The organism is Rhizobium sp. P2_G9 (genome assembly GCF_056403475.1).
Genome location: NZ_JBFUFK010000081.1, coordinates 1 through 20,913, shown reverse-complemented (window position 1 = coordinate 20,913; position 20,913 = coordinate 1). Strand labels below are relative to the sequence as shown.

General features: G+C 59.4%; 21 protein-coding genes and 2 pseudogenes. 4 read left to right on the top strand and 19 right to left on the bottom strand.

The genetic code is table 11. From position 1 onward, the window contains the following. Positions 1 to 138 (bottom strand): annotated as a pseudogene (locus tag AC1DYF_RS38300) (IS256 family transposase); the annotation flags it as partial. 161 nt (positions 139 to 299) lie between these two features. Between AC1DYF_RS38300 and AC1DYF_RS38295 the strand changes: the two are divergent. The 3 genes from AC1DYF_RS38295 to AC1DYF_RS38285 all read left to right on the top strand — a co-directional run bounded on the left by AC1DYF_RS38295 (position 300) and on the right by AC1DYF_RS38285 (position 1,645). Next, positions 300 to 605 (top strand): hypothetical protein, encoded by a 306-nt coding sequence (locus AC1DYF_RS38295; protein WP_477883897.1) that lies wholly within the window; start codon positions 300 to 302, stop codon positions 603 to 605. Positions 606 to 746: 141 nt separating this feature from the next. Next, on the top strand, positions 747 to 1,283 hold the full coding sequence (locus AC1DYF_RS38290; protein WP_477883896.1) for a metallophosphoesterase: 537 nt from the start codon (positions 747 to 749) through the stop codon (positions 1,281 to 1,283). Between the two features lie 62 nt (positions 1,284 to 1,345). Continuing rightward, the gene (locus tag AC1DYF_RS38285; RefSeq protein WP_477883894.1) at positions 1,346 to 1,645 is read left to right on the top strand and encodes a hypothetical protein; all 300 of its coding nucleotides are present in this window, start codon (positions 1,346 to 1,348) and stop codon (positions 1,643 to 1,645) included. Between the two features lie 185 nt (positions 1,646 to 1,830). Here the strand turns inward: AC1DYF_RS38285 and AC1DYF_RS38280 are convergent, their stop codons facing one another. The 10 genes from AC1DYF_RS38280 to AC1DYF_RS38235 all read right to left on the bottom strand — a co-directional run bounded on the left by AC1DYF_RS38280 (position 1,831) and on the right by AC1DYF_RS38235 (position 13,740). Next, positions 1,831 to 3,192, bottom strand: coding sequence for an NAD-dependent succinate-semialdehyde dehydrogenase (locus AC1DYF_RS38280; protein WP_477883892.1), 1,362 nt, complete (start codon positions 3,190 to 3,192; stop codon positions 1,831 to 1,833). A 51-nt stretch (positions 3,193 to 3,243) separates the two neighbouring features. After that, positions 3,244 to 4,068 carry a sugar phosphate isomerase/epimerase family protein gene (locus AC1DYF_RS38275; RefSeq protein ID WP_477883890.1) on the bottom strand — a complete coding sequence of 275 codons (825 nt, stop codon included), beginning with the start codon at positions 4,066 to 4,068 and terminating at the stop codon, positions 3,244 to 3,246. Positions 4,069 to 4,081: 13 nt separating this feature from the next. Beyond that, positions 4,082 to 5,257, bottom strand: coding sequence for a dihydrodipicolinate synthase family protein (locus AC1DYF_RS38270; protein WP_477883888.1), 1,176 nt, complete (start codon positions 5,255 to 5,257; stop codon positions 4,082 to 4,084). Positions 5,258 to 5,260: 3 nt separating this feature from the next. After that, positions 5,261 to 6,436: a Gfo/Idh/MocA family protein gene (locus tag AC1DYF_RS38265; protein WP_477883886.1), complete on the bottom strand. Its 1,176-nt coding sequence runs from the start codon at positions 6,434 to 6,436 to the stop codon at positions 5,261 to 5,263. 126 nt (positions 6,437 to 6,562) lie between these two features. Continuing rightward, on the bottom strand, positions 6,563 to 7,240 hold the full coding sequence (locus AC1DYF_RS38260; RefSeq protein WP_477883884.1) for a TetR family transcriptional regulator: 678 nt from the start codon (positions 7,238 to 7,240) through the stop codon (positions 6,563 to 6,565). Positions 7,241 to 7,700: 460 nt separating this feature from the next. Further along, the gene (locus tag AC1DYF_RS38255) at positions 7,701 to 9,677 is read right to left on the bottom strand and encodes a primary-amine oxidase (RefSeq protein WP_477883882.1); all 1,977 of its coding nucleotides are present in this window, start codon (positions 9,675 to 9,677) and stop codon (positions 7,701 to 7,703) included. 310 nt (positions 9,678 to 9,987) lie between these two features. Next, a complete protein-coding gene (locus AC1DYF_RS38250; protein WP_477883880.1) occupies positions 9,988 to 11,028 on the bottom strand; it encodes an extracellular solute-binding protein in 1,041 nt (346 codons plus the stop codon). 27 nt (positions 11,029 to 11,055) lie between these two features. Next, on the bottom strand, positions 11,056 to 11,859 hold the full coding sequence (locus AC1DYF_RS38245; RefSeq protein WP_477883878.1) for an ABC transporter permease: 804 nt from the start codon (positions 11,857 to 11,859) through the stop codon (positions 11,056 to 11,058). Further along, positions 11,856 to 12,728, bottom strand: a complete 873-nt coding sequence (locus AC1DYF_RS38240) for an ABC transporter permease (protein ID WP_477883876.1) — start codon at positions 12,726 to 12,728, stop codon at positions 11,856 to 11,858. The genes AC1DYF_RS38245 and AC1DYF_RS38240 overlap by 4 nt, the downstream gene beginning before the upstream one ends. Positions 12,729 to 12,735: 7 nt before the next feature. After that, a complete protein-coding gene (locus tag AC1DYF_RS38235; RefSeq protein WP_477883899.1) occupies positions 12,736 to 13,740 on the bottom strand; it encodes an ABC transporter ATP-binding protein in 1,005 nt (334 codons plus the stop codon). A gap of 449 nt (positions 13,741 to 14,189) precedes the next feature. Here AC1DYF_RS38235 and AC1DYF_RS38230 point away from each other — a divergent pair, with 449 nt between their 5' ends. Beyond that, the gene (locus AC1DYF_RS38230) at positions 14,190 to 15,491 is read left to right on the top strand and encodes an ROK family transcriptional regulator (RefSeq protein ID WP_477883874.1); all 1,302 of its coding nucleotides are present in this window, start codon (positions 14,190 to 14,192) and stop codon (positions 15,489 to 15,491) included. 72 nt (positions 15,492 to 15,563) lie between these two features. On the opposite strand, the gene AC1DYF_RS38225 is transcribed toward AC1DYF_RS38230, so the two are convergent. The 8 genes and pseudogenes from AC1DYF_RS38225 to AC1DYF_RS38190 form a co-directional block, all read right to left on the bottom strand. Beyond that, a complete protein-coding gene (locus AC1DYF_RS38225) occupies positions 15,564 to 15,989 on the bottom strand; it encodes an ankyrin repeat domain-containing protein (protein ID WP_477883872.1) in 426 nt (141 codons plus the stop codon). An 859-nt stretch (positions 15,990 to 16,848) separates the two neighbouring features. Then, complete coding sequence (locus AC1DYF_RS38220; RefSeq protein WP_477883870.1) at positions 16,849 to 17,388, bottom strand: ankyrin repeat domain-containing protein; 540 nt, start codon at positions 17,386 to 17,388, stop codon at positions 16,849 to 16,851. A gap of 84 nt (positions 17,389 to 17,472) precedes the next feature. Continuing rightward, entirely contained in the window at positions 17,473 to 18,237 is a 765-nt protein-coding gene (locus tag AC1DYF_RS38215) for a hypothetical protein (protein ID WP_477883868.1), read from the bottom strand. Between the two features lie 83 nt (positions 18,238 to 18,320). After that, complete coding sequence (locus tag AC1DYF_RS38210) at positions 18,321 to 18,617, bottom strand: hypothetical protein (protein ID WP_477883866.1); 297 nt, start codon at positions 18,615 to 18,617, stop codon at positions 18,321 to 18,323. Positions 18,618 to 18,748: 131 nt separating this feature from the next. Next, positions 18,749 to 19,096, bottom strand: a complete 348-nt coding sequence (locus AC1DYF_RS38205) for an immunity protein Imm33 domain-containing protein (RefSeq protein ID WP_477883864.1) — start codon at positions 19,094 to 19,096, stop codon at positions 18,749 to 18,751. Positions 19,097 to 19,116: 20 nt separating this feature from the next. Then, on the bottom strand, positions 19,117 to 19,416 hold the full coding sequence (locus AC1DYF_RS38200) for a hypothetical protein (RefSeq protein ID WP_477883862.1): 300 nt from the start codon (positions 19,414 to 19,416) through the stop codon (positions 19,117 to 19,119). 171 nt (positions 19,417 to 19,587) lie between these two features. Further along, positions 19,588 to 20,724: a helix-turn-helix transcriptional regulator gene (locus AC1DYF_RS38195; RefSeq protein ID WP_477883860.1), complete on the bottom strand. Its 1,137-nt coding sequence runs from the start codon at positions 20,722 to 20,724 to the stop codon at positions 19,588 to 19,590. A 58-nt stretch (positions 20,725 to 20,782) separates the two neighbouring features. Further along, positions 20,783 to 20,913, bottom strand: a pseudogene (locus tag AC1DYF_RS38190) (IS5/IS1182 family transposase); the annotation flags it as partial.

Below are 20,913 nucleotides of genomic sequence, written 5' to 3'. Positions count from 1 at the left end.
GCCATAAGCAGCACCCGTTTTGGCGCCAATCTCCAGTTCCATCAGCTTCTCGGCCGTAAAGCCGATCATCTCGCGCAATAAATCGGTATCAGCACTATTCTCAACAAGCGAGCGAAGGGTCATCATGTCATCGGTCATCGGTGGTCTTTCCATCAGGTTTGAGCTTGAACAACCCGAGCCTACCGGAAAAACATTGATGACCACCCGCTACGCCGCTCACTCGCTACAGCGCTGTGGAGGGCGCGCTCGCGAGCGGCTTCGCTACCGCCGAGCTACACCTCCCCCCGGGACGCGACCGCTTGATCAACACGGTCTGGCTCTATCCAGGCCATTATGGCGATTACCGGGCATATTATATCTGGACAGAAGACGCTCGGTTTGCAGACGGCAAGCGTCTCTCAAAAATGAAAAACAAGAACATCCTGTCCAGGTTCACCGGGGAACATGCCCTCAAACGGGACGAAACTTACGAGAGTGATAGCGACGACGAGTTCTGCGGTCACTATGATAGCGACGAGATACTGCTCCTGCTGACGGAGGGTTTGAAGCCTTCGCTCTCGATTACGCTGCGCAAGTGGGATTGGGAGAAAATGCTCGCTGCGTAAAACGGCAAGTGCAATCCAATCCGTTCGCCATCAGAACCCATGGTTCGCAACTTCTGTCCTGCCCTTGGGAGATGTGGCCACCGACGGCGGCCTCGACGGGTCCGCCGCAAACCTTCACACTACCCTTCAAGAGAAAAACCAATGCAGATCTTCTTCACCGGCTGCACCCATTTCGGCCATGCCAACATCATCAAGCTCGCCAACCGGCCGTTCGCCGATGTCGAGGAAATGAACGAAACGCTCGTCGAACGCTGGAACGCCAAGGTCGGACCCGGCGACTGCGTCTACCATCTCGGTGACGTCGCCTGGAAAGCCGTGACGCCGTGGATGGAGCGCCTCAACGGCCAGAAATTCGTGCTCATCGGCAATCATGACGATCGTTCTGAGCTCGAAGGCGCCGGGGGCTCGATCACGGATGTCCGCGATTATCACGAGCTCAAGGCGGGTGGCGCACGCTTCGTCCTCTTCCACTATCCAATCGAGGACTGGAACGGGCGCTTTCGCGGCTCGATCCACTTGCATTGCCACACCCATGCGAAAGAGTTCCGCAATCCGAACCTGCCGGATGCCCCGATCGAGCTGAAATGCAACCGCTTCAATGTCGGCGTCGACGCCTGCGGCTTTGCGCCGGTGTCGGTCGATGAGGTCATTGCGGCGGCGAAGGGGGTTGGAGGGTGAGGATTTTGGCGTAAGCGGTCAAAGCGAGAAGATGACGAAGCCAAAAATGCGGGAAATTGGGGGTGAAGTTCGAGAAACGCCGGAAGCCAAAAATATCGCTTGAGCAAGCAAGGGCGCTTCTCGAGGACCATATCGCGAAGCTGGACTTGCGCGGCTGGCGGTTGGAAATTTACGCTGGAGGTCGTGATGACGTCGAACCTGACCATTGGTCATTCGGTGTGGACCGCATCTCACCTCAGGGCACACTGCTTGACGGTCCTGCGATATTTTTCGTTCATGGCACGACCGGCGACGTCATCACGTTTGATGAATATATGGAAGCACATAGGAAAGGGCTTAGCTGGCCGTTGAAAGCCCCTTGAGGCGGTGCGTTTGGCAAAAGCGCCGCAGCGGCCTCCCTCTTCTCCCCAGCGGGGAGAAGGTGGCGCGAAGCGCCGGATGAGGGGGACGTCCCACCCGCGAAGCCCCCTCATCTGCCCTGCGGGCATCTTCTCCCCGAGGGGAGAAGAGGGAGCAAGCCGGGCCTACCGTGCTCTATTATTTAACCTCACACCCCACCCCAAACCAATTTCGCATTCGTCAGCTCCCGCGCCCCCAGTCCACCAAGCTCGCGCCCGAACCCCGACCCCTTCACACCCCCAAACGGCGCGCGCGGATCCGACCGCACGAAATCATTGATGAACACCGCCCCCGCCTCGAGCTTGCCGGCCACCCGATTGGCCTTCTCCGCATCGCCGCTCCACACCGTCGCGCCCAGGCCATAATCCGTGTCATTGGCCAGCCGCACCGCCTCGTCCTCGTTCCTGAACGTATAGAGCATCGCCACTGGCCCGAAAAACTCTTCCCGCGCGATTGGCGCGTCATGCGGCAGGCCGGAAATCACCGTCGCCTCATAAAAATTGCCCGGCCCTTCCATTTTCTTGCCGCCGGTCAGCACCTTGGCGCCGGCCTTCACCGCCTCGTCCACCTGGCGCTGGGTGTTGTCGCGGATATCGCTGCGAGCCAGCGGGCCGAGCTTGGTTTCCGGCTTCATCGGGTCGCCGACCGGGATTTTCTTCACTGCCTCGACGAAGGCCTGGGTGAACTTTTCGGCAATCGATTCCTCGACGAACAGGCGTTTTGCTGCGATGCAGCTTTGCGCATTGTTGGAATAGCGCGAGGTCACCGCCATCTGCACCGCCTTGTCGAAATCGGCATCGGAGAAGACGATGAACGGGTCGGAGCCGCCGAGTTCGAGCACCACTTTCTTGCCGAGCGAGCCGGCCTGCTGCGCCACGGTGCGGCCGGCCAGCGTCGAGCCGGTGACGGTGACGGCGACGATGCGCGGGTCGGCGATGACAGCAGGCGCCCGTTTACGGTCGATCACGAGATTGTTGTAAAGGCCGACCGGGCCGCCGGCATCGAGGACCAGCTTTTCGATCGCAGCCGCGCAGCCGAGCACGCTTTCTGCATGCTTGACGATCACGGTATTGCCGACAAGTGCCGCCGGAATGAAGAAGCGCAGCACCTGCCAGAACGGCAGGTTCCACGGCATGACGCCGAAGATCGGCCCGATCGACTGGTAGATGATCTTCGACGGCGTGCCGGGGATCGGCTCGTCGGCGATGTATTTGACCCCGTCGGTGGCAAAATGCCTGGCGCCGAAGGCCGATTTCAGCACTTCGCCCTTGGCCTCGCCGAACGGCTTGCCCATTTCCGAGACGATCAGCGCCGCATAATCCTCGGCGCGTTGTTCGAGCAGTTCGGCGAGCCTGATCAGAAAGGCCGTGCGCTCTTCGAGCGGCCTGGCCGACCAGGATTTCCAGGTGTCGTGCGCGCGCGCAATGATCTCTGCTACCTCGGCGTCGGAATGCTCCTCATAGGTGCCGATCAGGGCGCCGGTGGTCGGGTTATAGGAATGAAAGGCCATGTCCATCTCCTCCAATGTCAGAGGGGGCAAACCCCCTCGGTCAAATTCCTCTCAGCAGACTGTCCGGAAGCGCTCGACGCAGGTCGCGAGCACCTCCTCGCCCGGCCGCTTCCACCAGTTGTTGGCGGAAAAGATCTCGACCTCCTGATGGCCGAGAAAACCGGCTTTCTCGATCTCGGCGCGGATATGCTTGAGGTCGATGATGCCATCGCCCATCATGCCGCGGTCGAGCAGCAGGTCGACGGTCGGCACCAGCCAGTCGCAAACGTGGTGCGCCAGGATGCGCTTTCCCCGCCCGGCGCGGGCGATCTGCTCTTCGAGCTTCGGGTCCCACCAGACGTGGTAGACATCAACCGCCACGCCGATGCCATCGCCCAGCAGGTCGCAGATGTCGAGCGCCTGTTCGAGCGTGTTGACGCAGGCCCGGTCGGCCGCATACATCGGATGCAGCGGCTCGATGGCGAGCGGCACGCCCGCGGCTTTGGCGGCAGGGAGGATGGCCGCGATGCCGTCCGCCACCATCTGCCGGGCGGCGGAAATATTTTTCGATCCCTCGGGCAGGCCGCCGACGACCAGCACGAGGCAATCGGCGCCCAGAGCGGCGGCTTCCTCGATGGCCAGCAGATTGTCGTCGATCTGCGCCTGGCGCTTTTCCTTGTCGGCCGCCGGAAACATGCCGCCACGGCAATGGCCGGTGACGCGCAGCTTGTTGAGATCGACGATGCGCGCCGCTTCCTTCAGCCCGATCTTGTGCACCTGGTCGCGCCAAGGCGAGATGGCAGTGATATCCTGCGCCAAGCAGGCATCGACCGCTTCGGCGAACCCATATTGGCCGCGGGTGGTGGCGAGATTGATCGAGAGACCTTCGACTGCCATGCCGCCCTCCCCCTTAGCTCACGCCGACCGTGGAGAGGATGGTCTTCATCCGTGCGGCCGCCAGGTCCGGATCACGCAGCACCCGTGCCTGGTCCGCCAGGCGGAGAAGCTCCGCCAGATGCACGATGGAGCGCGCGCTCTGCTGGCCGCCCAGCATGGTGAAATGATCCTGGAAGCCGTTGAGATAGGCGAGGAATACCACGCCGGTCTTGTAGAACCGCGTCGGTGCCTTGAAGATATGCCGCGACAGCGGCACGGTCGGCGCCAGGATGGCATGGAAGCCATCAAGATCATTGGCAGCCAGCTTCTGCAGGCTGGCGCTGGCGGCAGGCGCTATGGCATCGAAAATGCCGAGCAGCGCATGCGAATAGCCTTGGTCGTTGCCGGCGATCAATTCGGCATAGTTGAAGTCGTCGCCGGTATACATTTTGACCCGTGGATCGAGCTGCCGGCGCATGACGATCTCTTTTTCCGCTGACAACAGCGAGATCTTGACGCCATCGACCTTGGCGGCATTGTCGTTGATGATCGCCACCGCCGTCTGCATCGCCGCCATCTCGTCGGCCGAGCCCCAATAGCCCTTGAGCGCCGGGTCGAACATGTCGCCGAGCCAGTGGATGATCACCGGCTCCTTCACCTGGCCGAGAATGCGGTCATAGACGCGCACATAATCATCCGGGCTTTTCGCCGCCGCGGCCAGCGCCCGGCTCGCCATCAGGATGATGCGGCCGCCCTGGCTCTCGACATAGGCCACCTGTTCCTCATAGGCGGCGATGACATCGTCGATCGTGACGCCCGCCCCGGGCGCCAGATGATCGGTGCCGGCGCCATAGGCGATCCGCGCATGCTTGTGGCTCTTCGCCGCCGATTGCAGATGCCGGATCACCTCCTGCGCGCCGGCCCAATCAAGCCCCATGCCGCGCTGCGCGGTGTCCATGGCCTCGGCGACGCCGAGCCCCAGATCCCAGAGATATTCGCGGAACGCCACCGTCCGCTCCCAGTCGATCGCCCGGTCGAGCCAGGGATCGTTGTCGGCCAGGGGATCGACGACGATATGGGCAGCGGCATAGGCGACGCGATTGAACGCATGACCATTGGCTGCCTTTTCCGGCACAGGAATCGGCGAGTTGGCGATCTGGTAATCGGTGATCGTGCCGCCGGATACGGGCAGGCGAAGCGTGCGGCCCATGGTTCAGGCCACCTTCAGTGCCGGAACGTCAGCGAGCGACGGCACGTCGACCCAGCGGCGCTCCTGCCAGCTCTTATGCGCCAGCTCGGCCAGCTGCACGCCCTTGGCGCCTTCGCGCAGGGTGAATTTCCACGGTGCATCCTCGACGACATGGCGCAGGAAATCTTCCCACTGCACCTTGAAGCCGTTGTCGAACGCTTGCGTTTCCGGGACTTCTTCCCAAGTGTTGAAGAAATTGATCGGCTGCGCCTGGTCGGGATTCCACACCGGCTTCGGCGTGTTGACGCGGTGCTGCGTCCAGCATTTCATCAGCCCGCAAACGGCAGAGCCATGCGTGCCGTCGACCTGGAAGGTAACGAGATCGTCGCGGCGCACGCGCACCGCCCAGGACGAATTGATCTGCGCCACGACGCCGCCGTCGAGCTCGAATGTCGCATAGGCCGCGTCGTCGGTGTCGGCCTTGTAGGCCTTGCCGGCTTCATCGACGCGGCTCGGAATATGGGTGGCGCCATAGCAGCTGACCGCCTTGACCTCGCCGAACAGGTTGTCGAGCACATAGCGCCAATGCGGCAGCATATCGAGGATCATGCCGCCGCCATCGGCCTTGCGGTAATTCCATGACGGCCGCTGCGCCTTGACGCCCCAGTCGCCCTCGAACACCCAGTAGCCGAACTCGCCACGCACCGAGAGGATCTTGCCGAAGAAGCCGCTATCGCGCAGCAACTTGATCTTCCTGAGGCCGGGCAGGAACAGCTTGTCCTGCACCACGCCATTCTTGACGCCGGCCTTTTCGGCGATCGCTGCGATCGACAGCGCCTCATCCAAGGTCTCGGAAATCGGCTTTTCGCAATAGACATGCTTGCCCGCGGCAATCGCCTTCTTCAGCAGGCCGACGCGCATCTGGGTCGAGCCGGCATCGAAGAAGATCGTGTCATCAGGGTTGGCCAGTGCCGCATCGAGGTCGGTCGTCGTGCGGGCCACGCCATGTTTTTTGGCGATCTCGCCGATCTTGTCGGCATTGCGGCCCACCAGGATCGGATCGGGCACCAGGCGATCGCCATTGGCAAGCATCATGCCGCCCTGGTCGCGGATCGCCAGGATGGAACGGACCAGATGCTGATTGTAACCCATGCGACCGGTAATGCCGTGCATGATGATGCCGATCGATTTCACCGCCATCGTTTGCCTCCCATAAATAACCATATGGTTACATAATAGGCACTCGAAAAGACGACTGTCAACCCATGCCACAGGCAGGGGAAGCCGGCAAATGAACCGAGAGTCCGATTTTTTGGAAAGCTGCGATCAGGGCCTGAGATAGGCGAAAATCACATCGACGATGTGCTGGCCCCAGGCATCCAGTTCGGCCTTGTCGGCGAGGTTGCGACGAAAGATCGTCGACAGCGTCCAGCGATTGGTGAGGAAGAAAGCGCCGAGCGAGGCGATGCTCATATAGATCTTCACCGGGTCGAGCCCGGCGCGGAATTCACCGGAGGCGACGCCGCGTTCGAGCAGGCCGGAAATCTCGTTCACCAGCGGCGAATGCAGTTCGAAAATCCGCGCCGAACGTTTGAGAAATTTCGCCTTGTTGAGATTCTCGGTGCCGAGAATGCCCAGGAATTCCGGATGATCGAGGAAATATTGCCATGTGAAAACAATCAGTTCGCGCATGCCTTCCCTGGGCGCGCGATGCGAGAGATCAAGCCGCTGCTCGGCCGAGCGGATTGCCACATAGCTGCCTTCGAGCACGGCGACATAGAGTGCATCCTTGCCGCCGAAATAGTGATAGAGCATGCGCTTGTTGATATTGGCGCGCTCGGCAATGGCATCGATGCGCGCGCCGCCATAGCCGCGCTCGGCGAATTCCTTGGTGGCCGCCTGCAGGATCGCCTGGCTCGTCCGCTCGGGATCACGCTGCCGCGTCTTCGGCTCGCCGGCACTCTCAGCCTTGCCGCGTCCCCGCCCGGTCTTCCCCTCGTCCATATCCACCTCGGCCCTGTGTTCGCCGGCCCATTCGGCTGCATTCGTTCAGACAACTAGCCGATCACGGCGGTCGTTGACAGCCCCAGGCGGTTTTGCGTTGCTAGTAACCATATGGTTACAAATGGGCTGAGCTTCGGCCGTTGATGTGCCGAAGGCTGAATAAATGCAATTTCATCGCCACGATTGGTGCGGCGTGGGGTGAATGCATGCGCGGAGGCCGCGGCACCCCCCTCTGTCCTGCCGGACATCTCCCCCTCAAGGGGGGAGATTGGCTAGAGGCTCACTCCCGCCTCAATTAGGCGTCGAGCACTGGGTATGTGACGGCGGAGAGGAAGCGGCCAGAGCGCCCCATCCAATCTCCCCCCTTGAGGGGGAGATGCCCGGCAGGGCAGAGGGGGTTAGCCACACCCACCGCTCACCCTTTCACCCGAGAAATGCCTCACGTCGCGCAACACCTCCGTCACRAACAACAATGCCCTCCAGAGCCATCCCCCGCCAGCACGCTGGCCGCATTCACCGCAACCGCTCGGTTGTTCGCCGGATTCCCCGCAAAGAACCCCGCCGGCACCAGCGAAAACCCGCAGGAAATGCACGGCTGCACCGGGAAATCCTCCGCCCGCACCACATGATGCAGCCCAAACGAATGCCAGACGACGATATCGGTGTTCTCGATCGGCCGATCCTGCTTGATCAGTTCCGCCAGCCCGTCCTTGCCGTCGGAATTCGGCACGAATTCGCCGGCCGGATAGCGTTCATCCTCGTTGAACGGCGTCACCCAGATGTGATTGCGGATGAAGTTGGAGCGTATGCCCGAAGGGCCATCGTCCTGGATCATCGGCGTCACGCAATTGGGCGTATGCAGTTTGTAGGACACCGGCTTGCCGACATGGTTCGTCACATTCGGGTTGATCACCTTCCAGCTGCGATGGGTCGAGAGATCGGCGCGGCGGGCACCCTCCAGTTCGGTCTTCAACACCGTGTCGACGGCATAGAAAGCATTGCCATAGGGGTTGGTCGGGCTCACCGGCTCCATATGCGAATTGGTTTCGACGACGCTGTTGCCGCCGCCATCCACCGCCATGTCCAGGCGGGCACAGAAGATGTGCTGGTGGATCGGCGAACCGAGACCCGGCTGGATTTCGGTCGAATATTTGTCCGGCTGGCCGGGATGGCAGGCATTGGTGTTGACGATGCCGGTCGCCTTCATCTCGTAGTCGATCTCGCCGGCGAGCGTCAGGTACCAATATTGCGCATATTCATAATTGCCGACGGTGCAGATCGAGGAGACCACCAGCTTGCGGCCCCGATGCAGCACGGTGCGGCCGGTGCGGAAATCCCAATGCTTGGTCAGGATGCCGTCGTCTTCCTCATGGATGCAGACGGCCTTCTCGATGGTGACGACCTCGCCGTTGATGCCGTTGACATGCGCATCGAGATACTGGATCTGGCCGAGGCAGTCGCAGCCCAGCTTCAGCGAATTGGTGAGCTTGCCAAAACCGTATTCGCCGACATCGAAAATGTTCTGCCGTGCATGGCCATAGAGCGGCGAGCCATAGGGCACGACCAGCTCGACGACGGAGGCACGGCGGACGATCGAACGGCCGTCATAGCGCACATCGTGCAGCACCAGCCCTTCGCGCGGGGTGAAGCCGATGGCGAGCGTCCACTTGTCCCAGGAAATCGCGTGATCCCTGATGGTGAAGCTGACGCCTTCCGGCTGCATGACATTGATCGGCTTCTGCGGCGCCGGCGGCGCGGGCAGGAATTCCGGATCGTAATCGTGCCGCGTCATCGGGATCGGCGGATGGTCAGGATAGTCGTCGATGCGCAGCACTTCGCCGGTCTTGACGTCGATGACGGCATTCAGGCCTTCGATCGGATGCGCATAATAATTGGCGAATTCCGCCACGCGCAGCCAGGAGAAGGTGTGCGAGATCAGCCGCCCTTCTTCCTCCCGATGGCCGAAATTGCCGCCCGACCAGGAATCGACGATGACGCCGGTCATGTCGGTGATGCCGCGCCTGCGGCAGGCCTCGATGAAGCGCGGGTCCTTCTTCACATTGACTTCGACGCTGCCCATCTGCTCGACCATGAAGGCGGCCTTGGCATTGGGGAAATGCTTGCGCCGCACGATGGTCTTGTCGGCCAGCGACACGATCAGCTGCCAGACGCCGGGTACATCGAGATGATTGACATTGACGCGCGCCTCGCGCGGCAGGGCGGCGCCGTCGAGATAGGCGCGGTATTCGGAGGGCGTTGGTTCGCGCAGATCGATATTCTCGAACAGCACGTCCTTGCCGAGCGCGGCATCGGCCCTGACTACGGCCACGGCGCTGGCGATCTCGTCTGGCGTCAGCGGCGCAAGGGCATGGAGATGCGCCGGCGGCGGCGGGGCGGCAACGCCCTTGAGCGTGGCGGGATTGACGGCTTCGTTCATGGCTCTGTCCTTGTGGTTCGACCGCCTTCGGCCGCTTGCGCGGCCTTGGGTGGTATTGGTGAAATTGGCGGACCGCCTGTAGGCGATCGCATATGGGGTAAAGACCCCGCCCCACTTACGGGGTCGAGCCACTGGTCTCGACCCGTCCTTCGGACCCCCACAAGGGGGAGGGGCTTAACCCGCGGCTCCGCTGAGCCCCAATTGAGGCAGGGAGAGCGCCACGAGTCTTCTCCCCCCTTGTGGGGGAGATGGCCGGCAGGCCAGAGAGGGTCTTAAAACTACAGCCGCCGCGCCGACCGCGGGACGGGTCTTACTGCCGCAACTCCGTCCAAATCCGATCATAGGCCCGCGTCGCCTTTTCCTCGCAGGCCGGGGCAAACACGATCTTCAAATCCTTCGGCGGATTGAATTCCGGCGATTCACCGGTCTCCTTCGGCAGAAACTTGTCGGAGCCCATGACCGCGCTCTGATAGCCGGTCGATTTCTGCTGCAAGGCGATATTTTCCGGGTCCATCAGGAAGTTGAGGAATTTCTTCGCGTTGTCGATATCCGGCGCGCCCTTCGGCACCGCGACATTGTCCATCCAGCCGATCGCACCTTCCTTGGCGAAAACATATTTGATCGTCGGCTTCTGCAGCCGCGAGGCCAGCCCCTTGCCCGACCACTGCTCATGCATGACCGTCTCGCCCGACACCTGCCGCTCGGTCGTGCCGTCGGAGTTATAGACCTTCACGAAAGGCTTTTGCGCCTGCAGCAATGCGTTGAGCTGCTTGAGATCGGCGGGATTGGTGTTGCACTGGTCCTTGCCGAGATAGAGCAGCGCCAGCGAGATGACTTCCGACGGCGAGCCGAACATGCCGATCTTGCCCTTGAGATCATCCGAAGGCTCGAACAACGCCTTCAGACTGTCGGTCGGGCCCTTGTAGACGGCGGTGTCGACCGAATAGGAGGTCGTGCCCCAGACCCACGGCACCGAATATTTTCCATCCGGATCCCAGGGACGCTTCTGCCATTTTGGGTCGAGATTTTTGAAGTTCGGCATCGACGCGACATCGACCTCTTCCAGCAGGCCCTGCTTCTGGAAGATCGGCACGAAATCGTTGGAAATGATCATCACGTCATAGCCGGCGGCACCCGAACTGATCTTGGCAAGCGCCGTCTCGTTGGAATCATAGGTGTCGATGGTGACCTTGATGCCGGTCTCCTTCTCGAACTTCTTGATCATGTCTTCCGACGTATAGTCGGTCCAATTGTAGATATGCAGTTCGCCGCCATCGGCATGCGCCAGCGCGGGTAGGCCGATGGCCAGGCCAAACAGGCTGGCGGTGAGATATGTCCTCATGTTTTTCATGTTCTTCCCTCTTGTTATCAGACCCGGTTATTCCTCGTTGTTGCGTCGTCCGAGCAGCAGTGCCGCGACGACGAAGACCACGGACACAGCAAGCAGAATGGTGGAAATGGCATTGACCTCCGGCGTCACGCCGAGGCGCATCATGCCGTAGACATAGACCGGCAGCGTCGTGGAGCCGGCGCCGGAGACCATCAGGCTGATGAGGAAATCATCGAGYGACACGACGAAAGCCATCAGCGCACCGGCGGCAATCGCCGGCGCCAGCAGCGGCAGCGTGATGCGGCGAAAGAGCAGCCATTCGCTGGCATAGAGATCGCGCCCCGCCTCTTCGAGCACCCCGCCCATATCCTTCAGCCGCGCCTGGATCGGCAGGATGGCGAAGGGGATGCAGAAGACGGTATGGGCGATCATCAGGTTGATCACCCCGTTCTTCATGCCGATGGCCGAAAAGAAGATCAGCGTGGTGATGGCGACAATGATTTCCGGCACGATCAGCGGCAGCGCCACCATGGCCGCCATGATACCGCGACCGAACCGCAGCCCGCCGCGCTCCAAAGCCAGCGCGCCCGCCGTGGCAATCGCGGTCGAGGCGATCGTCGCGACAATGGCGATGCTGACGCTGTTCCAGGCTGCACGGCGGATATCGTCATTGTCGGCGACGACGCGAAACCAGTTGAAGCTGAAGCCCGTCCACACCGTCACCAGCCGGTTGGCGTTGAACGAATAGATCACCAGCACGATCAGCGGCGCATAGAGAAACAGCAGGATCAGCGCCGTGAACGGCCTGAGCCCCGGCGTATAGCGCCAGGTAAAGGGCTTTGCCGCGCTCATGCCAGCGCCTCCCGATCCGCCCGCCGCGAGCGGCTGAGAAAGATCGCCAGCACGGCGATGGTCACGAGCACGGACAGCGCCGCGCCGAACGGCCAGTTGCGCGACGTGGTGAACTGCATCTGCACCAGGCTGCCGATCAAAAGCTTCTTGCCGCCGCCGAGCAGGTCGGGCGCCAGGAACGAGCCGAGCGCCGGCGCAAACACCAGGCTGGCACCGACCAGCACGCCGGGCTTGGCGAGCGGCCAGATGATCCGCCGATAGACGGCAATGCGGCTGGCATAGAGATCATGCGCCGCCTCGATGAAGCGCGGATCGATGCGCTCCAAGGTCGAATAGATCGGCAGCACCATGAAGGGCAGGAAGGTATAGACCAGCCCCAGCAGGATCGAGCCGTCATTGTAGAGCAGCGGCAAAGGCGTGGCGATGACGCCGGCGGCCCTGAACGCACCGTTGAGCAGCCCCTCATCGCGCAGGATCAGCACCCAGCAATAGGTGCGGATCAGCGTGTTGATCCAGAACGGCAGCGTGACGAGGAAGAGCAGGATGCGCCGCCGCTCCGCCGATTGGCAGACGATATACCAGGCGACCGGAATGCCGAGGAGCATGCAGAGAAGCGTCGTCGCGAGCGCCAGGTAGACCGAGCGTGCGATGATCAGCACATAGCTCCAGGAGAAATACAGGCTGTCGTCGAAATCACGCTGGAAGAGGAACTGGACATAGGCATCGAAGGTGAAAGGTTTTGTCACGCCGCCATAGGGACTGGCGGTCAAGAATGAATAGGTGACCGCGATGATCAGCGGTAGCACCATGAAGATGCCGATCACCAGGAAGGCCGGTGCGATGAGCGCGTAGGTCGAGCTTTTCTTCATCGCCGCCTCACTTCGCCAATTGCCGCTCGACATCGTCTGGCCAGTCGACCACCACCGCAGCTCCGGCACCGAGTGCTGGATGCGCATCGCGCGCGCGGCTGCGCAGCCGGATATCCGCGCCGAGCGAGACTTCGTAGAGCGTGTCGAGACCGAGGAAGGTGACGGATTCGATCCTGCCGCGGGCGCGCCCGGCGGCATTGTCATTGGCAGCCGGCACGATCGAGATGCGCTCGGGCCGCACCGCGATCATGACGTCGGCGCTGCGGCCGAGCAGCGCACCGGGCAGAACATTGGATTCGCCGATGAAATCCGCCACGAACCGGTTTGCGGGATTGTCATAGATTTCGCGTGGCGCTCCCACCTGCAGCACGTGCCCCGCCGACATCACCGCAATGCGGTCGGACATGGCCAGCGCCTCTTCCTGGTCATGGGTGACGAGCACGAAGGTAATGCCCGTCTCCTGCTGCAGGCGCTTCAATTCGCCCTGCATTTCCTTGCGCAGTTTCAGGTCCAGTGCCGACAGCGGCTCGTCGAGCAGCAGCACTTTCGGCCGCGGCGCCAGCGCCCGGGCAAGCGCCACGCGCTGCTGCTGGCCGCCGGAAAGCTGGCGCGGATAGCGAGAAGCGAAATTGTCGAGCCGCACCATGGCGAGTGCGGCGCGCACGCGCGCCTCGATCTCCGGCCGGGCCACCTTCAGCATTTCGAGGCCGAAGGCGACATTCTCCGCCACCGTCATATGCGGGAACAGCGCATAGCTCTGGAACACCGTATTGACCGGCCGCGCCTGCGGCGGCAGCGCTGCGGCATCGAGATCGCCGATGCGGATTTTCCCTTCCGTCGGCGCCTCGAAACCGGCGATCAGGCGCAGCAGCGTGGTCTTGCCGCAACCGGAAGGCCCCAGCAATGTGAAAAACTCTTTGTCAAATATGTTGAGGTTGACGGTTTCGAGCGCGAAGACAGGACCGGCAGCCTTCGTCGAAAACGACTTAGAGATGCCCTCTATGTCGATCATGGACCGCACAATGCTCACCCTCACTCTCGTGCTAAATAACTATTTGGTGAATAGCTATCAGCGATGAATTCGGATTGTCAAGTTACCGCTAAGAACAACACGGCAAAAACGCTCGGCCCGCAAAACTCTTGCACGCTAGTCATTTGAAATCGAAAAGAATTTAAATTTATCGCGTCATTTCAGAGCAATAGGCAATGCATTACCGTTCGAAGACAACAAGCAATACAAGCGGCCATCAACGAACGGCCACTTCGCAACTTATAACCTTATAGTTACTTATGAGAAACCCCTATGCGTTCCTCTGTTCCTCTTCTTCCTCTCCTCCATGCCGGTTTGGGATGCGAATTCAGCCGATCGCCCTCGATTCAGGCGCGGCAGGATAATACAACACTTTTTATTTAATCGGATTTTGATTATCCTGCAATGGAAAGTTCACTGAAGGCATTGCCATGAATCTGCGTATGGAGGGCGAGCACACCCTTCCCGGCACCAATCTCCTGCAAACCCGGGCGCTCAATCGCCGCGCCGTGTTCGACGCGGTGCGCCGTAGCCCGCAGCCCGTGACGCGAGCAGAACTCGCCCAGGCGATCGGGCTGACCGTGCAGGCCGTCTCCAACATCGCCGCCGAACTCGAAGGTGCCGGCCTCATCCGCCAGCAGGGCCGGCGCGTCGGCCAGCGTGGCCAGCCGGCCGTCGAACTGTCGCTCGACCCGACCGGCGGCTATACGGTGGGGCTCAGCCTCGCCTATCGCCGCGTCGCCGGCGTCGTCGTCGATCTCACCGGCGAAGTCGTGGCCAGCGAGGCGCGCGAGCTGAGCGAACGCGCGCCGGAAGTCACAGCGGAGGTGCTGGCCGGCCTTGTCGACCACCTGCTTGGTAAGGCTAATCTTACGCGAGACCAGGTTTGGGGCATCGGCTGCTCGGTGCCGGGCACGGTCGAAAACGGCTCCTTCTGGTACGACAAGGTGCAGGAGGGCGAGGCCTGGGAAAAGTTTCCGCTGGCCGCACGGCTCGCCGAACTGACGGGCCTGCGAACCTTCGTCGAAAACGATGCAACGGTGGCAGCCATAGGCGAAAAGCTCTACGGCATCGGCCGGCTGGCGCGCAGCTTCTTCTACCTGCATTTCAATCTCGGCGTCGGTGGCGGCCTGGTGCTCGACGGCCAGCACTATCGCGGCGCCTTCGGCGGCGCCGGCGAAATCGGCCATATGATCGTCAAGCCCGGCGGCCGGCTCTGCCCCTGCGGCAGCCGCGGCTGCCTCGAACAATATGTCTCCTTCTATTCCGCCGCCGAAGTCATCTGCGGCCCGACCCGCACCCCCGACGAAATCCCAGCCGAGGAACTGGCGCAAGCGATCCGCGACCGCGACCCGCGTCTGATCGCCTGGCTGGACGAAGCCGGCCAATATCTACGCATTGCCATCCGCAACATCGAGGCGATCTTCGACCCCGACACCGTGGTCATCGGCGGCGGCCTGCCATCGGATCTGCAAGACGCCCTGATCGCCGCCGCCACCCCGCCACTGCCGGCGATGATCCACCGCCGTACAAGCCGCCTGCCAAGGCTGATGCCGGCAGAGCATGCGTCGGAGCTGCCGGCACTGGGTGCCGCGGCACTGCCGATGGCCATCGCGATGCAGCGGAACCCGGCTTCGAGCGCTTGGGCGGCGACCACTGCGGGGGCAGCCGGGATCAGCCATCCGGCGCTGGCGCTGCTGGGGATTGAGACTGGGGTGCGGGTGGAGGGGTAGGTCACATATCCGTATTTCATATGACTTCAGACGTGTTCCCGTCCAAATTCTTGTTGCCAATGAGCGATCAAATCATTTCCAACCGGCGCCCTCGATTATACGTTTCCAAAACGGGCTGTCATTTATGTGCTTGTACCTTCTCAAAGACTTCACCTGCAGTTCGTCTGCAATAAACTTGCCTCCCGCGGCAATCAACAAATTGGCACACTGAACACAGTTCGCTAAGGCCGCATCGTATAGTGGGCTTATTCCGCCTTCTGTCTGGTTCACATCGGCTTTATATTTCAGAAGCATCTTGATAGCCGGAATATTTCGGTTGGTCACCGCGGCTCCCAATAGTGTATCGTCATCCGGGCCGGTGCAATTCGGACTCTCTCCCGATTTCAGAATGCTCTCCAAAATATCCATGGAATCTGAGGCAATTGCATCCAACATGTCAATCGCACGATCACAGGCATATACGGGCGGATTGCCGAGCAGAGCAAAGAACAGAACCATGCATGATCTGAGTAGAACGTGCCGCCTCATTAATTTACCCCCTTTTTCTACTATCTCGAAACCAGTTACTGCTCTCACCGGCATGAATGGCAATTTCAAGCGAATCGTCACATGATGCAAGGCTTGCTGGCCATTGCCAGGATTTCCGCCAGCACACAGCCACACGCATCCACAGTCAATTTACGGAACGCGACAACCCGCAACTCCTGAGAAATGCTTATCGCGACACACTGCCACTACTGATGTTGCTCAAAGCTCTTCGTCCCAACCATCCGCCAATTCTCCACAAAATGTCGCAGGCCACGATGATAATAAAGGCGGTCCCAGAAATAATAAGATTGATTAAAAACCTGCTCGTCAGGAAATCATTAAAAGTTGGATCAGCAAAGAAAAAATAATGTCTTCGAGTCGCCTGAAAAAGCCGAGATAAAGGGACAGAAAACTCCAGCAAGTTAAGATGAATGGCGACAAAAAGGAAGAAAAAAAGCGATACATAATGCATCACTTTTTTTGCGTGAAAGCCAGCACCAAGCAACCAAGGCCCGAGCACGCAAAGAATATTTGCAAGCCCCTCCAGTGCGAACCATTTAGATAATATATCACGCCGGCGAGAACGGCTATCTGAAACAATGCCAGCCCAACGGCACCATGTCCAACTTTGTCATGCATTACTGAGGATCCTGCTTGTTACGACTATCTTTCGGTGCCTGGTCAGTTCCCCGATCTTCTTTCCTCTCTTTTCGGTATGGGATGAGTGCGGACGCGTGCGGTCGTGTATTGTCAGGCAGGGTCATCGAGTTCGTGGTGCGGATGGAGGTTGGTTCATAGCTTTCGCCGCACCTTACACAGGAAGAGTGAATCATTCTGCCTGGCCTTGTTTTATGATGCTCTTCCAGAACGGACTACTTGTGACATAATCGTACTTTTCCAAGTACTTAATGTCATTGTCGATCGCAATGAACTTTCCGCCATGTGATAGCAATATATTCGCGCATTCGACGCAGTTAAATAAAGCAGCATTGTACAGTGGGCTGACTCCACCATCCGTCAGATTAACATCTGCTTTATAGGACAGGAGTATTTTGATCGCGGAAACGTTGCGGTTCTTTACCGCAGCGCCCAGCGGCGTGTACCCGTCAAAATTACTACAGTTCGGACTTGATCCCGATTGCAAAATGCTTGTCAAAGCTCCCAGAGAATTACTGGCGATCGCATCCAACATGCTGTCCACATGTTGATATGCGCAAGAGCAGGCTCCGACGATCAGGGTGACAAAGAATGGTATGAAGAACCGTAACGATATGGCCATTTGCGGTTTCATTATTATCGAGCCATGGAAGCGCGCTCGATAAGGCGTTCCGAAATTCCTGAATTTTCCAGCAATATCCGCTTCAGACATATCGACGCTCAAGCTTCCAGGACGTCTCAATCAAATCCGTGGCGACAATTGCTGTCAACGTCGCTGGCGACTTCACGCCTGTCCCTATCGCAGCATTTTCTCAAACTCTTCCGGCGTCACGCGCTTGGGGGCTCCAGTTGTGCTGCCGTCGGTATTCAGTGAAACTTGTGCACCGACGGTCCATATATCTCCATAGCGCAGCAGGCTGAAGCCGATCTCGAAGTCGCGCCCTTCGAACGAGACGAGGGCCAGTCGCTCGGTCGCAGTGTCGGCACCAAGGGTTTTAGCCGACTTCACGGAGTTGGCCTGGTACTTTTCGCTGTTCACCACCTTGGGCGTGCCGATCTTGACCAATTTAAGGCCGGCCAGCCGCTCGGCTCGGACGGTGTTTGCAAAATCAGCCGCCTTGGCCCTATCCATCAGGACGACCCCGCCATGCAGAATGTCGTTTGTCGTCATCAGGCCATAGACCAGCATTTGCATCTGCTGCGCAATCCGCGCCACGAATTCGGCCCTGTTGATCTCTATGAACAATGGGTTGGTGGCCGGTGCCGGTTCCTTCGGCGTCAAAGCGCGAACTCGCTCGACATTGGCAACGAAATCAAAACCCTTGCTGAACTTGTCTGCGGACGTCGCGGCGATGATCGCCTTGAAATCGCGCCGGGCGACACCGTCAATATAGGCCGAAACCGCACCTTCCGGCGTCGTCAAATCGACGTTTGCCGCCAAAGACGGCCCGGCGGCCAACAGGCCGATCCAGGCCGCAAGAACGATCGAAAACAATATCCCCAGTCGCCGCATGGCATTCCCCCAAAACCCCCTCTCCCGCGTTTCGGTCGTATCAGGCATGATGCATCTCGCGGATTTCCGATGCGTTCATTGGACATACGGCAGCGATTTCGTTGGTTTCGCTGTCGTTGATGACCTTGATGTCAACTCCGTTTCCCCATGCTCCAACCCTTCCACGAGCCGTCCTCGAAATATTGCTTCTTATAGTATTGCTCGTAAAAAATGGTGCCGTGAATTCCAGCGACGTCCTTTTTCCCGACAGGTCGCTTCCAGATTGCCTTGAAAATCGGGTTGAAAAAACCTTTCTTCTTTCCTTTTACCAAATCTTCTATAAAGATAACCTCCTTGTCGCCGAATATTTGCTCAAACTCCGCATCCTCGGCGGCGAATATGTCATAGGTGCAGTTCTCTGCTCCGTCTATGATCATGATATTTTTCATTCAATTCTCCGATTAATCAGCGGTCAAGCTGCTGCTTTTCTTGGCAACTCAATTTCTTTTTGCACGCTCCATCAGGGCGCCAGAGATCGACACATGCTTCCCCGATGAAATATGCAGACTGAACGACCCTGCTACTCTTCGACCTGGGTGAGAAGTGTTGGGTCGAACCATACGTCTTCATAGGCACCATCAGTCAAAAACCTCCATCCCGGAGGCAGGCAAAGAAATTTGACAATCAGCGGAAGGCAATCCGGAAGATGAGAATAATGGATTACCTTCCAGCCGTCCTCTTTCGGAAAGTCCGTCGATGCCCAGATATACCATCCATTCGTATCTTTATAAGGAGGATGCCGCAGGCCATTGATTGGCATGGTGGAAAAATCATGGTCGAATGAGATTCCTGTCATGCTGCCTGGCGGGGGTGGATCATAAATGGCATCGTACTTCTTGCAGAGTGCCATTTGTTCTGCGTCTCGCATCCTCTTCTCCCTCGACATACTCAATCGCCGATCTGCGAGGCCTGGATAAGGAAGCCGCGGGCAGATCGAAATTCTGAAGGAACATTCTCCATTTGTCTGGACGCTTGCCAATTTTCAGGCTTGTCTTCAGAACAGAACCATTTGTGGCCGGTTTCCACCCACGAAGCTCTATACTTCCTGACTGATGAAGGCGTAATGTCCTCATAGCCATGCTGCACGCCGCAACACGGACAAAGGTCAAACGACCCTTTTCCGTCACCCCAAGATGGAATGTCGTCCTCAAAGCCGCAAACACGGCAAAACATTTCTTTGTTATGCATTGAGGTATTCAAATAAGTGGGATGCCCTCGGGGAAATAATCATCTTCTACTCTCGTTCCCTCTCATTCGTGATCCATCATCCGCATACGCCGAGATTCATGCAACCCTGCCAAGGGTTTTTTCTCGAAAAGCGGCGACCATCATACGAGCTACTCAGCCCAGATCCGCACCCTAAAAATCCCCCAGCGCCGCCATCTTCCCCGCCATGGCGACGAGTTCGCTCTGGCGGGAAATGCCGAGTTTGGCATAGACGCTCTTGAGATGCGTGCGAACGGTCCCGACAGACAGGTCGAGCCTTTCCGCAGCCGCTTCCGGACTGACGCCGCGGCCCAGGATTGCGGCTATTCTTGCTTCGGCCCTGGTCAGGCCCAGGGCGGCAAATGTCGCCTCCCCGGTATTCCCGGCACCCGACACCTCCGGATCGGTGATGATCACGGTCACGGTGTCGGCGGCTTTGAGGAATGCCGACGAGAGCCGGTCCTTGCGACCATGACCCGGAAAGGCGGTCACGATCAGCGGTTTGCGCCCATGCGCCCGGGCAAGTGCGACCGGCGAGGTCTCCTTGTCCCTGGCATCCGGGTTGAAGGCAGAGGCCAGCATCCGATCGAGCTCTTTTTGCGCAGCGGGTCGGCGTGCGCGGAGCCTCTTGTCGGCGATCGAAAAGCCGTCGCCGGACATTTTTAGAGCCACATCATTGGCGGCGATGACAGTGCCGGACGCGTTGACGGTGACGACACCGCATTGCTGCAGGTTCATCAGTTCCTGCGCCCTGTTGGCGGCGCCGAGCCGCAGGTAGATCGCCAAGGCCTTTGCGGCATGCGCGGACAGAAGTTCAAATGTTGCGCGCTGGCTGTCGGATGGCGGTCCAGTTTTTAGCCAGAACGGAGATATGATCGCATAACGCTCGCTCGAAGACAGGGTAGATGTGCCGCGCATGACGGCGTGGCCCAGCTCGAACGAGCGCGCATAGTCCTGATAAAACGGTTCATGGCGGATTCTTTCAGGCGTGACCAGATCCCCGTCCCAGATGCACCTGTCGATAACCGGCTGGCGCGCGTCGTAAGCCATGAAAGGGCAGCGCGAATACCATTCCGTCACCAATGACGTGCAGGCATCGCCGATATCCGAACCGGAATGGAGAAATTCAGGCATGGAGGCGATGTCTTGCCGCAGCGGAAAAACGCCGATCCCGGCGCCTTCGCATTGCGTCGCAAGCGCATCGAGCGCGAGCGGCCATAACTCGGCCTGCAAGATTGCGTCATAGATCAGGGCAATTGCCTGATTCAAAGCGTCCAGATCGCGCGGCAACGAACTCCCCACGACAGCGAAAAAAGAAGTAAACCGTCTCAGAGCCCGATTCAAAAGTTCATTCGTAGATCCAATACCTTGCGATGCGCCTTGTGAGCATTCGGATTGAAGCGATTTGCGCCCATGCTGTTGAGCTTTCGATGGATTTTTCCCAATCCTTGGCGAGGCGGCGGCAACGCCCGAGCCAAG